Origin of the sequence: Kitasatospora phosalacinea (assembly GCF_000717185.1) — a bacterium.
In the GTDB taxonomy this organism is placed as follows: Bacteria; Actinomycetota; Actinomycetes; order Streptomycetales; family Streptomycetaceae; genus Kitasatospora; species Kitasatospora phosalacinea_A.
Genome location: NZ_JNYE01000033.1, coordinates 33,294 through 50,644, shown reverse-complemented (window position 1 = coordinate 50,644; position 17,351 = coordinate 33,294). Strand labels below are relative to the sequence as shown.

The 17,351-nt window shown below is 72.5% G+C and carries 14 protein-coding genes; 5 read left to right on the top strand and 9 right to left on the bottom strand.

Features of this window, described 5'->3' with window-relative positions; all coding sequences use genetic code 11:
* Nucleotides 1-57: 57 nt before the first annotated feature.
* From OO57_RS16485 to OO57_RS16455, 7 genes are all read right to left on the bottom strand, one after another.
* Nucleotides 58-465, bottom strand: coding sequence for a cytidine deaminase (locus OO57_RS16485; RefSeq protein WP_033253227.1), 408 nt, complete (start codon nt 463-465; stop codon nt 58-60).
* Nucleotides 462-1,727 (bottom strand): ABC transporter permease, encoded by a 1,266-nt coding sequence (locus OO57_RS16480; protein WP_033253226.1) that lies wholly within the window; start codon nt 1,725-1,727, stop codon nt 462-464. The genes OO57_RS16485 and OO57_RS16480 overlap by 4 nt, the downstream gene beginning before the upstream one ends.
* Nucleotides 1,724-2,890: an ABC transporter permease gene (locus tag OO57_RS16475; protein ID WP_051777741.1), complete on the bottom strand. Its 1,167-nt coding sequence runs from the start codon at nt 2,888-2,890 to the stop codon at nt 1,724-1,726. Before OO57_RS16475 ends, OO57_RS16480 begins: the two co-directional genes overlap by 4 nt.
* Before the next feature lie 4 nt (nt 2,891-2,894).
* A complete protein-coding gene (locus OO57_RS16470) occupies nt 2,895-4,508 on the bottom strand; it encodes an ABC transporter ATP-binding protein (protein WP_051777739.1) in 1,614 nt (537 codons plus the stop codon).
* A gap of 328 nt (nt 4,509-4,836) precedes the next feature.
* Nucleotides 4,837-5,892 (bottom strand): BMP family lipoprotein, encoded by a 1,056-nt coding sequence (locus OO57_RS16465; protein WP_033253224.1) that lies wholly within the window; start codon nt 5,890-5,892, stop codon nt 4,837-4,839.
* Nucleotides 5,893-6,177: 285 nt separating this feature from the next.
* Nucleotides 6,178-8,019, bottom strand: a complete 1,842-nt coding sequence (locus OO57_RS16460; protein ID WP_033253223.1) for a glycosyl hydrolase family 28-related protein — start codon at nt 8,017-8,019, stop codon at nt 6,178-6,180.
* 181 nt (nt 8,020-8,200) lie between these two features.
* Nucleotides 8,201-9,451 (bottom strand): amidohydrolase, encoded by a 1,251-nt coding sequence (locus OO57_RS16455; RefSeq protein WP_418909892.1) that lies wholly within the window; start codon nt 9,449-9,451, stop codon nt 8,201-8,203.
* 401 nt (nt 9,452-9,852) lie between these two features.
* Here OO57_RS16455 and OO57_RS16450 point away from each other — a divergent pair, with 401 nt between their 5' ends.
* Nucleotides 9,853-11,916, top strand: a complete 2,064-nt coding sequence (locus OO57_RS16450; protein WP_051777736.1) for a S53 family peptidase — start codon at nt 9,853-9,855, stop codon at nt 11,914-11,916.
* A gap of 291 nt (nt 11,917-12,207) precedes the next feature.
* On the opposite strand, the gene OO57_RS16445 is transcribed toward OO57_RS16450, so the two are convergent.
* Entirely contained in the window at nt 12,208-13,797 is a 1,590-nt protein-coding gene (locus OO57_RS16445) for an acyl-CoA mutase large subunit family protein (protein WP_033253222.1), read from the bottom strand.
* A gap of 175 nt (nt 13,798-13,972) precedes the next feature.
* Here OO57_RS16445 and OO57_RS16440 point away from each other — a divergent pair, with 175 nt between their 5' ends.
* Entirely contained in the window at nt 13,973-14,716 is a 744-nt protein-coding gene (locus OO57_RS16440; protein ID WP_033253221.1) for an SDR family oxidoreductase, read from the top strand.
* A gap of 313 nt (nt 14,717-15,029) precedes the next feature.
* Complete coding sequence (locus OO57_RS16435) at nt 15,030-15,467, top strand: 2-oxo-4-hydroxy-4-carboxy-5-ureidoimidazoline decarboxylase (protein ID WP_418909891.1); 438 nt, start codon at nt 15,030-15,032, stop codon at nt 15,465-15,467.
* 39 nt (nt 15,468-15,506) lie between these two features.
* Here OO57_RS16435 and OO57_RS16430 read toward each other — a convergent pair whose 3' ends face one another.
* Nucleotides 15,507-16,208: a hypothetical protein gene (locus tag OO57_RS16430; protein ID WP_033253219.1), complete on the bottom strand. Its 702-nt coding sequence runs from the start codon at nt 16,206-16,208 to the stop codon at nt 15,507-15,509.
* A gap of 242 nt (nt 16,209-16,450) precedes the next feature.
* On the opposite strand from OO57_RS16430, the gene sdhC reads away from it, so the two are divergent.
* Both sdhC and OO57_RS16420 read left to right on the top strand, forming a co-directional pair.
* The gene (sdhC, locus tag OO57_RS16425; protein WP_033253218.1) at nt 16,451-16,831 is read left to right on the top strand and encodes a succinate dehydrogenase, cytochrome b556 subunit; all 381 of its coding nucleotides are present in this window, start codon (nt 16,451-16,453) and stop codon (nt 16,829-16,831) included.
* Between the two features lie 5 nt (nt 16,832-16,836).
* Complete coding sequence (locus OO57_RS16420; RefSeq protein ID WP_106974005.1) at nt 16,837-17,325, top strand: succinate dehydrogenase hydrophobic membrane anchor subunit; 489 nt, start codon at nt 16,837-16,839, stop codon at nt 17,323-17,325.
* The last annotated feature ends 26 nt before the right edge of the window (nt 17,326-17,351 follow it).

Sequence of the window (17,351 nt, the reverse complement as noted above, 5' to 3'; positions counted from 1 at the left end):
GAAGAGTGCCGCGGGATGTCCTCCCGCGACACTCTACGCGCGTAACCGTCCGAACAGCTACAACTTGTCCGGCCCGAACGCGTCCGGCAGCACCTCGCTCATCGGCCGCACCCCGGAGGGCAGTTCGACCAGCAGGTCGGGCCCGCCGTGCTCGTACAGCAGCTGGCGGCAGCGCCCGCACGGCATCAGCAGCTCGCCGCCGCCGTCCACGCAGGTGAAGGCGACCAGCCGGCCGCCGCCGGAGGCGTGCAGCGCGGAGACCAGGCCGCACTCGGCGCACAGGCCCAGGCCGTACGAGGCGTTCTCCACGTTGCAGCCGACCACCGTGCGGCCGTCCTCGACCAGGGCCGCCGCCCCGACCGGGTACTTGCTGTAGGGCGCGTACGCGTGCCGCATCGCGGCCCGGGCGGCCTCCCGCAGCGCCGCCCAGTCGACCTCCGGCGAAGCCGCCGCGGCCGCCGTCACTTGGCCTGCCCCTTGCGGTAGACCTGGCCGTCGGCCTTGGGCATCCGCAGCCGCTGCGAGGCCAGCGCGAGCACCACCAGGGTGATCACGTACGGGGTGGCGACGATCAGCGGGCGCTGCACCTCGTCGGTGCAGGCGTACCAGGTGGCGACGCCGCCCGCGACGACGGTGCTGATCACACCGGCGGTGAGCTTGCGGCGGTAGAACTGCCAGAGCGCGAGCAGCGCCATCGCGATGGCGACCACCAGCAGCAGCACGTGCACCGAGTCGGCGTCGCGCAGCTGGAGGCTGTCGGTGAAGCCGAACAGGCCCGCGCCCGCGGCCAGGCCGCCGGGCATCCAGTTGCCGAAGATCATCGCGGCCAGGCCGATGAAGCCGCGGCCCTGGGTCTGGCCGTCCCGGTAGAAGTGCGCGGCGACCAGCGAGAGGTACGCGCCGCCGAGGCCCGCGAAGGCGCCGGAGGAGATCACCGCGAGGTACTTGTACTTGTAGACGTTGACGCCCAGCGACTCGGCGGCGGTCGGGTTCTCGCCGCAGGAGCGCAGCCGCAGGCCGAACACGGTGCGCCAGAGCAGGAAGTAGCTGGCGACCAGGAACGCGGCGGCGATCAGGGTGACCACCGACAGGTCGGTGACCAGGCCGCGGACGATGCCGGCCACGTCGGAGACCAGGAACCAGTGGTGCTGCTCGACGTCGCCCAGCCAGCTCGACAGGCCGGGGAAGGTGAAGGTGGGCAGCGAGTCCGCGGGCGGCGACTGGTTGGCGCCGGCGCCGTCGGCCACGTAGTCCTTGTAGTAGATCCGGTTGACGTACGCGCAGATGCCGGGGACCAGCAGGTTGATGCCGACGCCGGAGACGATGTGGTCGACGCCGAAGGTGACGGTGACCAGCGCGTGCAGCAGGCCGCCGAGCGCGCCGCCGACCATGCCGGCCAGCAGGCCGACCCACGGGTTGACCAGGAAGCCGCCCCAGGCGCCGCAGAAGGTGCCGGCCACCATCATGCCCTCGAGGCCGATGTTGACCACGCCCGCGCGCTCCGACCACAGACCGCCGAGGCCCGCCATCGCGATCGGGACGGCGGAGGCCAGCGCGGCGCCGATCTGCCCGGAGGAGGTCAGGCCGTGGTTGCCGGTGGCGGCGCCGACCGCGGCGAACAGCACCAGGGCGAGCGCGATCAGCAGCAGCACCACCGGCCAGGTGAGCTTGGTCCGCTTCGCGGACGCGACCGGCGACTTGGGCTTGCCGGCGACAGCGGTGCTCATGCCGCGACCTCCTTCTGGGCGGCCGCGGCAGCCTGCGCGGCGAGCTCGGCGCCGACCTTCTGCTGCTGGCGCTTGAGGCCGTAGCGGCGCACCAGTTCGTAGGCCACGACGACACAGATGACGATGGTGCCCTGGATCACCGGGATGATCTCGGACGGGTAGTCGCCCCGGGTGGGCAGCTGGGCGCCGGAGGCGTCCAGGAAGGCGAACAGCAGCGCGGAGAACGCGATGCCGACGGGGGTGTTGCGGCCGAGCAGCGCCACCGAGATGCCGATGAAGCCGAGGCCGGTCTGCACGTTCTGCCCGAAGTACGGGGTGTTCTGCATGAGTTCGGGCAGGCCGACCAGGCCGGCCAGCGCGCCGGAGACCACGATCGAGGTGATCACCATGCGCTTGACGTTGACGCCGGAGGCGCTGGCGGCGCTCTCCGAGCGGCCGGTGGCGCGCAGGTCGAAGCCGAACCGGGTGCGGTTCAGGGTGAACTGGAAGACCACGCCGACCAGCACCGCGATCACGACGAAGCCCCACAGGGTGCCGCCCTGGGTCTCGATCGCGAAGAAGTGGCTGGAGTCCGAGATCTTCTCGGTCTGGATCGAGTTGGTGGTGCCGCTGGTCCGCGGCGCGAAGATGCCGGGCACCAGCAGCACGCCGATCACGGCGGTGGCGATGGCGTTCAGCATGATGGTCGAGATGACCTCGCTGACGCCCCGGTAGACCTTGAGCAGGCCGGCGATCGACGCCCACAGGCCGCCGACGCACATCGCGACGATCAGCAGCAGCGGGATCTGCAGGAAGGCCGGCAGGTCGACCTGGCCGCCGACGAACGCGGCGAACATCATGGCCAGCTTGTACTGGCCCTCGATGCCGATGTTGAACAGGTTCATCCGGAACCCGAACGCGGCGGCGGCCGCGGCCAGGTAGTACACGGTGGCCTTGTTCAGCACGGCGACCTGTCCGTCGGACGCGGTGCCGTAGTTCCACATGATGGAGAACGCGTCGAACGGGTCGCGGCCGGAGGCCGCCAGCAGGCCGCCCGCGATGAGCAGCGACAGCAGCACCGCCAGCACGGGGGCGGCCAGGGCGAGCCCGATCCGCTCCAGGTCGATGCGCTCGCGCAGCGACCGCTTGGCCGCGGGCGCGGCCGGGGGGTTGGGACTGGTCATGTGGCTACTCCCCCGCCTGCTCGTCGTCGGCGGTGCCGGCGGACGGGGCGTCGGTCGGTGCGTCGGTCGGTGCGTCGGAGGTGTGCTCGGCCTCGGTGCCCTCGGCGACGACGGCCTGCGCCTCGGCGAGGGCCTCCGGGTCGGACTCGATGTGGCCGGTGGCGGCGCCGGTCATCGCACTGCCCAGGTCCTCGGCGGTGACGGTGGCCGGGTCGGCGTCGGCGACCAGGCGGCCGCGGTAGATCACCCGGATGGTGTCGGACAGGCCGATCAGCTCGTCCAGGTCGGCGGAGATCAGCAGCACCGCGAGGCCCTCGCGCTGGGCGGAGCGGATCTGCTCCCAGATCTGGGCCTGCGCGCCGACGTCCACGCCGCGGGTGGGGTGGGCGGCGATCAGCAGCTTCGGGGAGTGGCTCATCTCCCGGCCGATGATCAGCTTCTGCTGGTTGCCGCCGGACAGCGAGGCCGCGGTGACCTCGATGCCGGGGGTGCGGACGTCGTACTCGTCGACGATCCGCTGGGTGTCGGCCCGGGCGCCGGCCGGGTCGAGCAGCACGCCCTTGGAGTTGGGCCGCTCGGTGACGTGGCCGAGGATCCGGTTCTCCCACAGCGGGGCTTCCAGCAGCAGGCCGTGCCGGTGCCGGTCCTCGGGGATGTAGCCGATCCCGGCCTCGCGGCGGGCCCGGGTCAGGGTGCCGGTCAGGTCGGTGCCGTCCAGCGTGACGGTGCCCGCGTCCAGCGGGAGCATGCCCATGACGGCCTCGACCAGTTCGGCCTGGCCGTTGCCCTCGACGCCGGCGATGCCGAGGATCTCGCCCTTGCGGATCCGCAGCGACACGTCGTCCAGGACGACGCGCTCGACGCCCTCGGCGTCCGGCTTGGCGATCCGCAGGCCCTCGACCCTGAGCATCTCGGTCTCGGTGACGGTCGACTCGCGGCTCTCCGGGGAGGGCAGTTCGGCGCCGACCATCAGCTCGGCCAGCTGCCGGGCGGTGACCTCGCGCGGGTCGGCGTCGCCGACCGTGGTGCCGCGGCGGATCACGCTGATCGCGTCGGCGACCGACAGCACCTCGTGCAGCTTGTGCGAGATGAAGATGACGGTGACGCCCTCGGCCTTGAGCTCGCGCAGGTTGTCGAACAGCGCGTCGACCTCCTGCGGGACGAGGACCGCGGTCGGCTCGTCCAGGATCAGGATCCGGGCGCCGCGGTACAGCACCTTGAGGATCTCCACCCGCTGCCGGTCGGCGACGCCCAGGTCCTCGACCAGCGCGTCCGGCTTGACGCCCAGGCCGTACTGGTCGGACAGCTCGCGGATCCTCGCCTTCGCCTTGGCGCCGATGCCGTGCAGGCCCTCGCCGCCCAGGACGATGTTCTCCCAGACGGTGAAGTTGTCGGCCAGCATGAAGTGCTGGTGGACCATGCCGATGCCGCGCGCGATGGCGTCCGCGGGGGTGGAGAACTCCACCTGCTCGCCGTTGACGGCGATGGTGCCCTCGTCCGGCTTCTGCATCCCGTACAGGATCTTCATCAGGGTGGACTTGCCCGCGCCGTTCTCGCCCATCAGCGCGTGCACGGTGCCCCGCTGCACGGTGATGTCGATGTCGTGGTTGGCCACCACGCCGGGGAAGCGCTTGGTGATGCCGCGCAGTTCGACGGCAGGTGTCGCCGTCCCCGCGCGGGGGGTGCCGTCCGTCGGGACGGAGTCGGAGGGGGTGATGGCGATCTCCTGCTGGTCGTCGGGCGCTTCGTCGCGCTGAGGGCTCAGGGGGAAACCCGGGGGCCGGACCGCGCGGCCGGGGCGCGGGTGCGGCGGTCGGTGCGGAACCGGCAGGGGCCCGGACGGACGCGCCTGGGCGCATTCCGTCCGGGCCCCTGCCGTGCGATCTGGTGGAACCGCCGCCGCCGCGCCGCCCGGCGGACGGGTGGCGCGGCGGGCCGGACCGGCCTTACGGAGCGGTCGGAACCTTGGTGGCGCCGCTGGTGATCTGCTGGGTCGCGGCGTCGAGCTTGGCCTTGATGTCGTCGATGTAGCCGCCGGTGGTGGCCAGCGACACGCCGCCTTCCTTCAGGTCGAAGTTCTTCACGCCGGTCAGCGCGCTGCCGTCCTTGACCGACTTGACGTAGGTGAAGACGGCGGTGTCCACGTTCTTCACCATCGAGGTGAGGATGTGGTCCTTGTACTTGTCCAGGGCGGGCTGCTTGGCCTGGTCGGAGTCGACGCCGATGGCCCACTTGCCGGCGGCCGCGACGGCCTCGATCGCGCCGCTGCCGGAGGAGCCGGCCGCCGAGTAGATGACGTCCGCGCCCTTGTCGAGCTGGCCCTGGGCGGCCTGCTTGCCCTTGCCCGGGTCGGCGAAGCCGGTGAAGTCCGGCGGGGTGGTCAGGTAGGTGACCTCGACCTGGACGTTCGGGTCGACGGACTTGGCGCCCGCGGTGTAGCCGGCCTCGAACTTCTTGATCAGCTCGGACTGCACGCCGCCGATGAAGCCGACGTGCTTGGCCTTCGACTTGTTGGCGGCGGCCACGCCCGCCAGGTAGGAGCCCTGCTCCTCGGAGAAGGTGAGCGAGGTGACGTTCTCCGGCTGGTCGGCCGAGGAGGAGTCGATGATCGCGAACTTGACGTTCGGGTTGTCCTTGGCGACCTTGTTCACCGCGTCCTGGTAGACGAAGCCCACCGCGATGATCGGGTTGAAGCCGCTGGTCACCAGGGACTTGAGGCGCTGCTCCTTGTCGCCCTCGGACTCACCGGACTTGGCCTCGGCCTCGTTGATGGTCGCGCCCAGCTCGTTCTTGGCCTGGTCCAGGCCGCGCGCGGCGGAGTCGTTGAAGGACTGGTCGCCGCGGCCGCCGATGTCGTAGGCCATGCCGACCTTGAACGTCGAGCTGCCGGCGCCGGCCGAGGTGGAGTTGTTGTCGGTGCTCTTTGCGCCGCAGGCGGCGAGCGAGGCGATGCCCAGGGAACCCGAGAGCACGGCCGCGGCGAGCTTGAGTGAACGGCGCAAGGGAGTTTCTCCTTCTCACACACCCGGTTGGCGTGGTCGAGCGCCACCGTAACGCGCGTAGAACACGGTTGTGTTACGGCCTGCGGAGGCATCCGGGTTGTTATCAAAATGTGGTCGTACGCCCAGGCAAATCCGGACATAGCAGCACACATGATCAACCCGATGTTCATTACCGGCTGGTATCGGGCCACCACGGTACGCCTCCCCCGGATCACCGAGAAGATGCCGCGCCGCTCCCCTCGGCGCGGCACCCCCGGCCGGTCGGCCCCGGTCGGCCCCGGTCGGTCAGCCCAGGCCGACCCAGAACATCTGCACCGTGGTGTTCCGGTTCTGCGCCGGGGCGAAGGAGTCCGGCAGCGCGGTGGCGGAGCCGTCCAGGTGGGCGACCCGGTAGGTGGCCGGGGTGAGCCCGGCGTTCAGGAAGGCGCCCGGGTCGGGGAAGGTCGAACCGCGGGCGAAGGACGGCGGGGTGGCCGCGTTGGCCAGCAGCGCCACCCAGTGGAAGCCGGGGCCCAGGGTGACCGGGCCGGTCAGCGGCATCCGGCACAGCCTGTTCGCCGTGCCCGCCCAGGCCGCCGACTGGTCCGCGGTGCGGGCCAGCAGCCGGCCGGTGCGGTCGTAGACGCCGGCCAGGTTGCCCGCGGTGAACCCGGCGCCGGCCCCGGCCAGCAGCACCGAGACCGCCGAGACGGTGACCGGCTGGTGCGTCTCCACCCGCACCAGGTAGACGTTGCCCGGGGTCAGCCGGGTGTTCAGGTCGCTCGCGACGGCCGGGTCGAAGGACCAGGTGCCGTAGCCCGAGTCGGCGGGCTGCGGGGCGTTGCCGACCGGGGTGACGGCGGGCGAGGGGACGTCGTAGGACACGCCGTCCTTGGTGGTGCGGTTGTGCATGGTGGTGCCGGTGTCCACCACCGCGCCCGCGTCGTCGCGCACGCTGGCCACCGTGCCGACCAGCACGCAGCCGGTCAGCAGCACCCGCAGCGCCCGCTCGGCGTGCACGCCGTAGTCGGGGGCGAGCAGGCCGCCGGGCACGTCGTCGCCGGAGACGTGGGTGGCGCAGCCGGTCAGCGCGACCGGGAGGGCGGCGGTGCCCTCCGGGGCGGTGATCCGGAAGCCCGCGTAACCGCCGGGGACGGCGTTGTCGTTGCGGCCGTCCCGGCTGGCCTGGCAGCCGGTCAGGGTGAGGACGTGCGGCGCGGGCGACCGGGCGGGGTCGTTCTGGGCGCTCTCGACCAGCCAGCCGTTGCGGCGGTTGCGGTCGGTCTGGCACTCGGTGAAGCCGACCGTCCCGCACTTGCCGGTCAGGTGGAAGCCGTTGCCGTCGTTCCAGGTGGCCCGGACGCCGACGAAGCCGGTGGCGCCGATGCCGTCGAAGGACCAGCCGTCGCCGCCGTTGGCCCCCGCCTCGCAGGAGTCGAACACCGAGTCGGCGAAGGAGAACGGCGCGCCGCCGGTGTTCTCCGCGCGCCAGCCGCCGAGCTTGTTGGCCTCCAGGCTCAGGTGGGAGACCTCCCAGCCGCCGGGGAAGCCGCCCGCGGCGCTGTCGGTGCGCACGCCGTAGCCCTGGAAGTTGAAGACGCCGACGTTCTGCAGCCGGACGGCCTTGACCGAACCCCGGGCGACCAGGCCGTCGACGTTCCCCCCGGCGGTGTCGGTGGCCCGGCCGGAGGCCAGCACCAGGTCGCGCAGGCGGGCGCCGTGGCCGGTCAGCTCGATCAGCGCGGAGCCGGTGAAGTGGCCCCACAGCGGCTTGATGAACACCGGCGGCACCGGGTTGCCCTGGGCGTTCTTCGGCAGGTAGCCGAACCAGCGGCTGCCGGTGGTGCCCGCCAGCGTGACGTGGGCGGGCACCGACAGCGTCCTGGTGACCACGTACTGCCCGGTCGGGAAGTACACCACCCCGCCGGGCGGGCAGGCCGCGACGGCGTCGGTGATCGCCTGCCAGTCGTCGGTGGCGGCGTCGCCCTTCGCGCCGTGCGCCTTGACGCTGATCCAGTCGACCGGCGGTGCGGCCGGGGCGTCGGCGGCGTTCGCGGCCGGTGCGGCGGCCAGTCCGGCGGCGGCGGTGGCTCCGGCCGCTCCGGCCGCTCCGGCGGCGAACAGGAGTCCGCGGCGGGTGCTGCGCATGGTTCGGTCCCTCCCCTGGGTGATCGTTGCGCCGATGATTCGACCACGCAGCGACCCGCCGGGGCGAGGACTCCGGCATTCGTCCCGGTTCGGGACCGGTCCGGAGCCCGTCCGGAGCCCGTCCGGGACCGGTCCGGGACCGGTCCGGGACCGGTCCGGACCCGCCTCGGCCCCGGGCGCCTCAGACCCGGGCGTGCTCCAGGGCGAGCGAGGCGAACAGTTCCACGCCGACGGCGATCGACCGCTCGTCGGCGTCGAAGTCGCCCTGGTGGAGGTCGCGCGGGCCCTTCTCGTGCGGGCCGCGCACGCCGAGCCGGGCGAGCGCGCCGGGGGCGTGCTCCAGGTACCAGGAGAAGTCCTCGCCGCCGAGGCTCTGCTCGGTCGGCTCGACCACCGGGCCGCGCCCCTCGGCGAACCGGGCGTTCATCGCGGTCTCCAGCTGCTCGATCGAGGAGGCCTCGTTGACCACCGGCGGGACGCCCCGGTGGTAGTCCAGCGTCCACTTGGCGCGGTACGTCTCGGCGAGGTGCGCGACCAGCTCCTCCAGCGCCTCGGGCGCCTCCCGCCAGCCCGCCAGCTCCAGGCAGCGGACGGTGCCCTCCAGCTCGGCGTGCAGCGGGATCACGTTCGGCGCGGAGCCGGCCGCGATCCGCCCCCACACCAGCGAGACGCCCCAGCGCGGGTCCATCCGGCGGGAGAGCGCGGCGGGCAGTTCGGCGGCCAGCTTGGCGACCGCGCCGACCAGGTCGGTGGTCAGGTGCGGGCGGGCGGTGTGCCCGCCCGGACCGTCCAGCGCGATCCGCACCTTGTCGCAGGCCGAGGTGATCGCCCCGGTCTTCAGCGCGATCCGGCCGACCGGCACCTTGGGGTCGCAGTGCACGGCGAAGATCCGGCCGACGCCCTCCATGCCGCCCGCCGCGATCACGTCCAGCGCGCCGCCGGGCATCATCTCCTCGGCGGGCTGGAAGATCAGCCGCACCGGGCGGGCCAGCTCGCCCGCGGCCAGCGCCTGGGCCAGCACCAGCCCGGTGCCGAGCACCACCGCGGTGTGCACGTCGTGCCCGCAGGCGTGCGCCCGGCCGGGGAGCGTGGAGCGGTACGGCACGTCCTCCTTGGCGTCGTCGATCGGCAGCGCGTCGATGTCGGCGCGGAAGGCCAGCAGCGGGGTGCCGGGCGCGGTGCCCGGCGGAACGAGGTCCACCAGCAGGCCGGTGCCGCCCGGCAGCACCCGGGGCTCCAGCCCGGCGGCGACCAGCCGCTCGCGCAGCAGGCGGGTGGTGCGGAACTCCTGGCGACCGAGCTCGGGGTGCCGGTGGAGGTCACGGCGCAGCTCGATCAACTCGGCCCGGTACGACGCCACCCGGGCGCGCAGGTCGACGACGGGGCGGGCGGCGGTGACGGTGGCGGCGGCTGCCGACTGGGGATCGTTCACCTTGACAAGGGTAGGCCGGTGGTGGGGTTTTGGCCCGGCTTCCGGAGAACTCCGCACCGGATGGGTGCATAGCGGCCGCTGAGATGGGTATGCCACTTCGTTTCGCCTCCGCCCTTCCGGCGCCGGGTTCCGCGGGGTGCAACGACCCGCACCGGGGATCGGACACGGCGACTGCTCCGGACGGGCCCGGGGCGCGGGGGGCCAAACGTTTCCCCCCGATCGAGTCATGCCGGGGTAAAGCTTTCGGGCGTGCTCTTGAGCAGCGCACATCAGTCCGAATAGACAGCTTGCGCACAGTCAACTGCGGTGCCGCGGTGGGGGGTCTTCCGCTCGCGGCGCGCCCCGTCACGCCCTCACGAGGGGCAGCTGACGCTCCATCGAACCGAGAAGGGGGGACCGACGTGCCCATCGCGCGCAACCAGCTCGCCAAGCTCGCCAAGAGCACTGCTCCGGCCACCGTCGCCGCCGCACTCATCCTCACCACCCTCGGCGCGGCCGCCCCGGCCTCCGCCGCCACCCCGGCGGGCGACAGCGCCCGGACCCTGCCCGGCACCCACCCCGAGTGGGCCACCCCGCAGGCCGACGCCGGTGCCGCCGACGCCGCCGCCCCGGCCACCGCCCGGATCTACCTGGCCGGCCGCGACGCCAGCGGCCTGGCCGCGCTCGCCAAGGCGGTCTCCGACCCGAACTCCCCCTCGTACGGCCGCTACCTGAGTGCCGACCAGGTCCGGGCGGAGTTCGGCGCCACCCCCGAGCAGGTCAAGGCCGTCACCGACTGGGTGACCGGCGCGGGCCTGAGCGTCTCGGCCAGCACCGGCCACTACGTGCAGGTCTCCGGTTCCACCGCCGCGATGGCCACGGCCTTCGGCACCGGCTTCCGCAACTACCGCACCGCCGACGGCACCCACCGCGCCCCGGCCTCCGACGCGAAGGTCCCCGCCGCGGTGGCGGGCTCGGTGCTGGCCGTCTCCGGCCTCGCCGACGCGATCCACAAGAACAGCTCGGACGCCACCTCGGTCCGCGCGGCCGAGCAGCGCACGAACGCCGCCTCCCGGCTCGCCGCCCCCGACAAGAAGGCCCCGGCCGCCCTGCCGGAGGTGCCGACCTGCTCCGAGGACGGCTACGGCTCCAAGACCGCCGCGGGCGCCCCGGTCGGGTACGAGAAGAACGAGCCCTTCGCCCCCTGCTCCTACGTCCCGTCCCAGCTGCGCAAGGCGTACGGCGTCAGCGACGCCAAGGTCACCGGCAAGGGCGCCCGGGTCGCGATCATCGACGCCTACGGCCTGTCCACCATGGAGCAGGACGCGAACCACTTCTCCGCCCTGCACGGCGACCGGCCGTTCGCCCCGGGCCAGTACACCGAGTACGTCACCCCGGGCGAGTGGACCCACCAGGACGAGTGCGGCGGCCCCGAGGGCTGGGCGGGCGAGGAGGCCCTCGACGTCGAGATGGTGCACGGCCTCGCGCCCGACGCCCAGGTCGTCTACGTCGGCGGCAACTCCTGCTACGACGAGGACCTGTACGACGCGATGGCCAAGGTCGTCGACGAGCACCTGGCCGACGTGGTCTCCAACTCCTGGGGCGAGATCATGCACGGCACCACCGGCGACATCGACCCGGCCGTGGTCGCCGCCGACAACCAGATATTCCAGCTCGGCGCGGTGACCGGCATCGGCTTCACCTTCTCCTCCGGCGACTGCGGCGACAGCTCCCCCGGCGCGGCCGCCACCGGCGTCAACTGCCAGGCCGAGACCGACCAGGCCCAGGCCGACTGGCCGTCCGCCTCCCCGTGGGTCACCTCGGTCGGCGGCACCGCCCTCCAGCTCGGCGACAAGTCCGGCAGGTACGGCAGCGAGGTCTCGATGGGCGACCTGCGCTCGGTGCTCTCCGCCGACCAGAAGTCCTGGAGCCCGTTCCCCGGCAACTTCTACTTCGGCGGTGGCGGCGGCGTCTCCAAGGACTTCGCCCAGCCCTGGTACCAGCAGGGCGTCGTCCCCGACCAGGTCGCCATGACCGCGGCCGACGGCACCGAGTCCGCGACCCCGCTGCGCGCCACCCCCGACATCGCGATGAGCGGCGACCTGGTCGCCGCCACCCTGGTCGGCTACACCGACGGCGGCACCTACAGCGAGGGCGGCTACGGCGGCACCTCGGTCTCCGCCCCGGAGACCGCCGCGATGTTCGCCAACGCCATCCAGTCCCGCGGCGGCCGCGCCCTCGGCTTCGCCAACCCGGCCCTCTACGACCGCGCCGGCACCAACGCCTTCCACGACGTCAACGACGACGCCAACCACAGCAAGCGCGGCAACGTCGTCGACCTCGGCGTCGTGAGCGGCTCGCTCCGCGTCCGCCTCTACAAGATCGGCGCCGACTACGGCCTCTCCGCGAACCGCGGCTACGACACGGCCACCGGCCTGGGCTCCCCGGGCAAGAACTTCTTCAAGTCCTTCACCATCGAGAAGTAGCCGCTGGCAACGGCGGAGGGGCTGTCGGGGAACCTCCCCGGCAGCCCCTCCACCGTTCCCGCCGGGGGCGGGGAAGCGGCAGCACGGAGCAGCAGGCGACACAACGCCCGAAGGGCCGTTCGGAAGTCTCCCGACGGCCCTTCTCCCCCCGCCCTACCTCCGCCGCACCCCCGCGCCCCCGCGCCCCCGCGCCCCGCCAGGGGCGCGGGGAACTGCGCGCAGCGGAAGGAACACACCGGCCGGGTCGCGGCGCGGACGGGCGCCGCACCCCCGGCGCGGTCCCGGCGGGGCTCAGAAGCGGTCGACCGGCACGTACGTCCCCCACACCCCGCGGAGCGCGTCGCAGACCTCGCCGACCGTGGCCCGGGCCGCCAGGGCCTCCTTCATGGGGTAGAGCACGTTGTCGGTGCCCTCCGCCGCCTTGCGCAGCTGCGACAGGGCGCGGTCGACCGCCGAGGAGTCCCGGTCGGCGCGCAGGCGGGCGAGCCGCTGGGCCTGCTGGGCCTCGATCGCCGGGTCGACCCGCAGCGGCTCGTAGGGCTCCTCCTCGGCGAGCTGGAAGCGGTTGACGCCGACCACGGTGCGTTCGCCGGAGTCCTGCTCCTGCTGGATGCGGTAGGCGGTGCGCTCGATCTCGCCCTTCTGGTAGCCCTGTTCGATGGCGGCGACGGCGCCGCCCATGTCCTCGACCTTGGCCATCAGCTCCAGTGCGGCGGCCTCCATCTCGTCCGTCATCGCCTCGACCACGTACGAGCCCGCGAACGGGTCGACGGTGGCGGTGACGTCGGTCTCGAAGGCGAGCACCTGCTGGGTGCGCAGCGCGAGCCGGGCGGACTTCTCGGTCGGCAGGGCGATCGCCTCGTCGAAGGAGTTGGTGTGCAGCGACTGCGTCCCGCCGAGGACGGCGGCGAGCGCCTGCACCGAGACGCGCACCAGGTTGACCTCGGGCTGCTGGGCGGTGAGCTGGACGCCCGCGGTCTGGGTGTGGAAGCGCAGCATCTGCGACTTGGGGTTCTTCGCGCCGAACTCCTCCTTCATGACGCGGGCCCAGATCCGGCGCGCGGCGCGGAACTTGGCGACCTCCTCCAGCAGCGTGGTGCGGGAGACGAAGAAGAAGGAGAGCCGGGGCGCGAAGTCGTCGACGTCCATCCCGGCGGCGACCGCGGTGCGGACGTACTCGATGCCGTTGGCGAGGGTGAAGGCGATCTCCTGCGCGGGGTTCGCCCCGGCCTCGGCCATGTGGTAGCCGGAGATGGAGATGGTGTTCCACTTGGGGATCTCGGCCCGGCAGTACTGGAACACGTCGGCGATCAGCCGCAGGCTGGGCTTGGGCGGGAAGATGTACGTGCCGCGGGCGATGTACTCCTTGAGCACGTCGTTCTGGATGGTGCCGGTGAGCCGGCCCGAGGACACGCCCTGGGCCTCGCCGACCAGCTGGTAGAGCAGCAGCAGCAGCGAGCCGGGCGCGTTGATGGTCATCGAGGTGGAGACCTCGCCGAGCGGGATGCCGCCGAAGAGGACGTTCATGTCCTCGACGCTGTCGACCGCGACGCCGACCTTGCCGACCTCGCCGTGCGAGATCGCGGCGTCCGAGTCGTACCCCATCTGGGTGGGCAGGTCGAAGGCGACCGACAGGCCCATGGTGCCGTTGGCGATCAGCTGCTTGTAGCGGGCGTTGGACTCGGCGGCGGTGCCGAAGCCCGCGTACTGGCGCATCGTCCACGGCTTGCCGGTGTACATGCTCGGGTAGACGCCCCGGGTGAACGGGTACTGCCCGGGCGCGCCGAGGCGGGCCGCGGCGTCGAAGCCGGCCAGGGTGTCGGGGCCGTACACCGGCTCGATCGGCAGGCCCGACTCGGTGCGGCGGGGCTCGGCTGCCATGGGGGTCCTCCGCGGTCTGTGTGTGAACGTTCACTAATGACTGGCTGGGTACGCAATGTAGCTGTGCCCTCTAAAGAGCAGACAGATGCCACGGCTGGGAGCTTGCTCACAACACCCGCGGGCCGCCCCTTGGGATGATCGGTGCACCGAACCGGACACACGAGGAGTGCACGACATGACCGAGCAGAAGGTGGCCGTGGTCACCGGCGCCAGCAGCGGCATCGGGGCGGCGACCGCCCGCCGACTCGCCGCGGACGGCTTCGAGGTGGTGCTGACCGCCCGCCGCACCGAGCGGATCGAGGCGCTGGCGAAGGAGGTCGGCGGCCGCTCCTACACCCTGGACGTCACCGACCGGGCCGCGGTGGACGCCTTCGCGGCCGAGGTGGGCCGGGTCGACGTCCTGGTCAACAACGCGGGCGGCGCGCTCGGCGCGGAGAGCGTGGAGAACGGCGACCCGGCGGACTGGCGCACCATGTACGAGGTCAACGTGATCGGCGTGCTGCACCTCACCCAGGCGCTGCTGCCCGCGCTGCGCGCCACCGGCGACGGCACCGTGCTGATCATGTCCTCGACGGCGGCGCTGGCCGCGTACGAGGGCGGCGGCGGGTACGTGGCGGCCAAGCACGCCGTCCACTCGGTGGCCCAGACCCTGCGCCTCGAACTCGTGGGCGAGCCGGTCCGGGTGATCGAGATCGCGCCCGGCATGGTGAAGTCCGAGGGCTTCGCGCTGACCCGCTTCCGCGGCGACCGGGACAAGGCGGACGCGGTGTACGCCGGGGTCGCCGAGCCGCTGACCTCGGAGGACGTCGCCGACACCGTCTCCTGGGCGGTGACCCGGCCGCCCCACGTCAACATCGACCTGCTGGTGGTACGGCCCCGCGCCCAGGCCGCCAACCACAAGGTGCACCGGGTCAGTTGATCCGCTCCGCGTGAACGGGAAGGGCGGCGGGTCACAACTTGATAGCTCGATCGAGTGAAATCGGCCCGCCGCCTCCCCAACTGATGGGTGCTCAACTACCGTGGAGGCGCTGCCCCGCCGAGCTGCGTCAGCCCCGAGCGGCGGCATTGCCGCACCCCCATCCGGGGTCCACTCCCGTCTCTGGAGCATTCCGCCTTCCCGCCCTCACGAGGAGGATCCGCTGGCCAGCGACATCCCGCCGCAGCGCCTGGACGTGCGGACGGAGCCGTCCCTGCTGGGACTCCACCGATTCAACGAAGCCGACTCCGGTGCGGTGGAGGAAGCGCTGCTCGCCTGTTGCGGCAGCCACCGCTGGGCCCTCCGCCTCACCGCCCACCGCCCGTACCCCGACGTCGAGTCCCTGCTCGCCGCGGCCAGCGAGGCCAGCTACGACCTGCGCCCGGCGGACCTCGCGGAGGCCCTCGCCGACGAGAGCTGGATGCCCCAGCCCCTGCTCGGCATGCGCGCCCCCGGCAGCCAGGCGGCGCGCACCGCGCTGCGCGCCGCCCACGCCGCGTACGAGGCCCGTTTCGGGCACGTCTTCGTGGTCTGCCTCGACGGGGTCGACCCCGAGGAGATGCTCGACGCCGTGCTCACCTCCATCCGCACCCGACTGGCCAACGACCCCGACGAGGAACGCCTCGTCTCCGCCGAGGAGTTGCGGCGGATCGCGCTCAGCCGCCTGGAGCACCTGGTGGCAGTGAAGGGCTGAGGCCCGCCCCCGACCCCGCCCCGGGACCCGGTAGCCCCGCTACCGGGTCCTCAGTTTCGCCAGCTGCGCCCGCACCACGCCGGGGTCCGGCGCCGGGGCCGGGCGGCCGGTCGCGTCGAGGGTGGTGAACACCGCGAGGACGTCGCCGCTGCGGGCGACCAGGGCGCGCTGGGCGATGACGGCGCCGCCGGTTTCATCCGTGAGGGTGAACGCGGTCGCGGCGTCGGCTCCTTCGGGGGTGGGCGTGTCGATCCGGGTGAGCCGGTGGCGGCCCGCGGTGGAGGTGAACGCCCGGCAGTGGTCCAGGACCTGGTCGAGCCCGCCGTGGACGGCGACGGCGCGGCCGGGCCGGAAGGCCAGGATCGCGGTGTAGAGGGAGGCCGGGCCGTCCCCGCTGCGGGCGATGTCGAGGTCGGCCTCGGCGAGCGGCCCGGCCGCGCCCTTGGAGGGGGTGAGCGCGTCCAGGACGGGCTGGCAGGCCGGGACGTCGGCGGTCTCCGGGGGGCTGGAGATGTCGTTCTGGCCGGGCTGCATGAGCGTGACGTGCCAGCCGGGGGCGAGTTCGGCGTCGGTGACGGCGAGGGCGCGCACCGCGGCGGCGTCGTACTCGGGCGTCGCACCGGTGCCGAAGCCGGGCAGCGCGGCGGCGGTGTCCGCGGAGAGGTCGGCCGGGGCGGCGGCCGCGCAGCCGGCGGCGAGGGCGAGGGCGGCGAGGACGGCGAGGGCGGGCAGGGGGCGCACGGCGGGTCTCTCTGCTGGGCGGCGGGAGCGGGAGGCGCACCTTAGCGCAGTCGGGCGATGACCCTGAGTGACGGTTCCCGGTCCGATTAGGCCGTGCGTGCCTGATTGATCACACCAGGGGCCCCCGGCGGCTCTTGTCGACGGGGCGTCGATAGGATGCTCGCGGCCGGTGGACCGTATCCGGCCGGGCTGACCGACACCGAAGCCGGCCGAGCCCCCGAACCGCTTCCGGAGGGTTTTCCGTGCCGGCTGGAACGCTGTACCGCGGCCGGGAAGGCATGTGGAGCTGGGTGGCTCATCGAGTCACCGGCGTCCTGATCTTCTTCTTCCTGTTCGCACATGTTCTTGACACCGCCCTGGTGCGGGTGTCGCCCGAGGCGTACGACTCGGTGATCGCCACGTACAAGATCCCGCTGGTGAACCTGATGGAGTACGGCCTGGTGGCCGCCATCCTGTTCCACGCCCTGAACGGCCTGCGGGTCGTGGCGGTGGACTTCTGGGCCAAGGGCCCGAAGTACCAGAAGCAGATGCTGTGGACCGTCGTGGGCGTCTGGGTCGTCCTGATGGCCGGCTCGTTCTACCCCGTCCTCGAGCACACCCTTCGCACCTGGTTCGGGGGCTGATCCGCGTGTCCACTGACACCAACGACCTGGTGGTTCCCTCCCTCCATGCCCACACCGGCAAGGGCCTGGGCACCGGCAACCCCGCCGACGCCTTCGTGGTGGAGCCCGCCCGGGCGCGCACCCGGAAGACCCCGCGCCGCACCCGCACCAACTTCGAGATGCTCGCCTGGCTGTTCATGCGCCTGTCGGGTGTCGTCCTGGTGGTGCTGGTCCTGGGCCACCTGCTGATCAACCTGATGCTGGACGGCGGCGTCTCCCGGGTCAGCTTCGCCTTCGTGGCGGGCCGCTGGGCCTCCCCGTTCTGGCAGGGCTGGGACCTGCTGATGCTGTGGCTGGCGATGCTGCACGGCGCCAACGGCATGCGCACCGTCATCAACGACTACGCGGAGAAGGACGCCACTCGTCTGTGGCTCAAGGGTCTCCTGGGCGTCGCGACCGTGTTCACGGTCCTCCTCGGCACCCTGGTGATCTTCACCTTCGACCCGAACATCTAGACGAGCCACCAGAGGCGACTGACCCC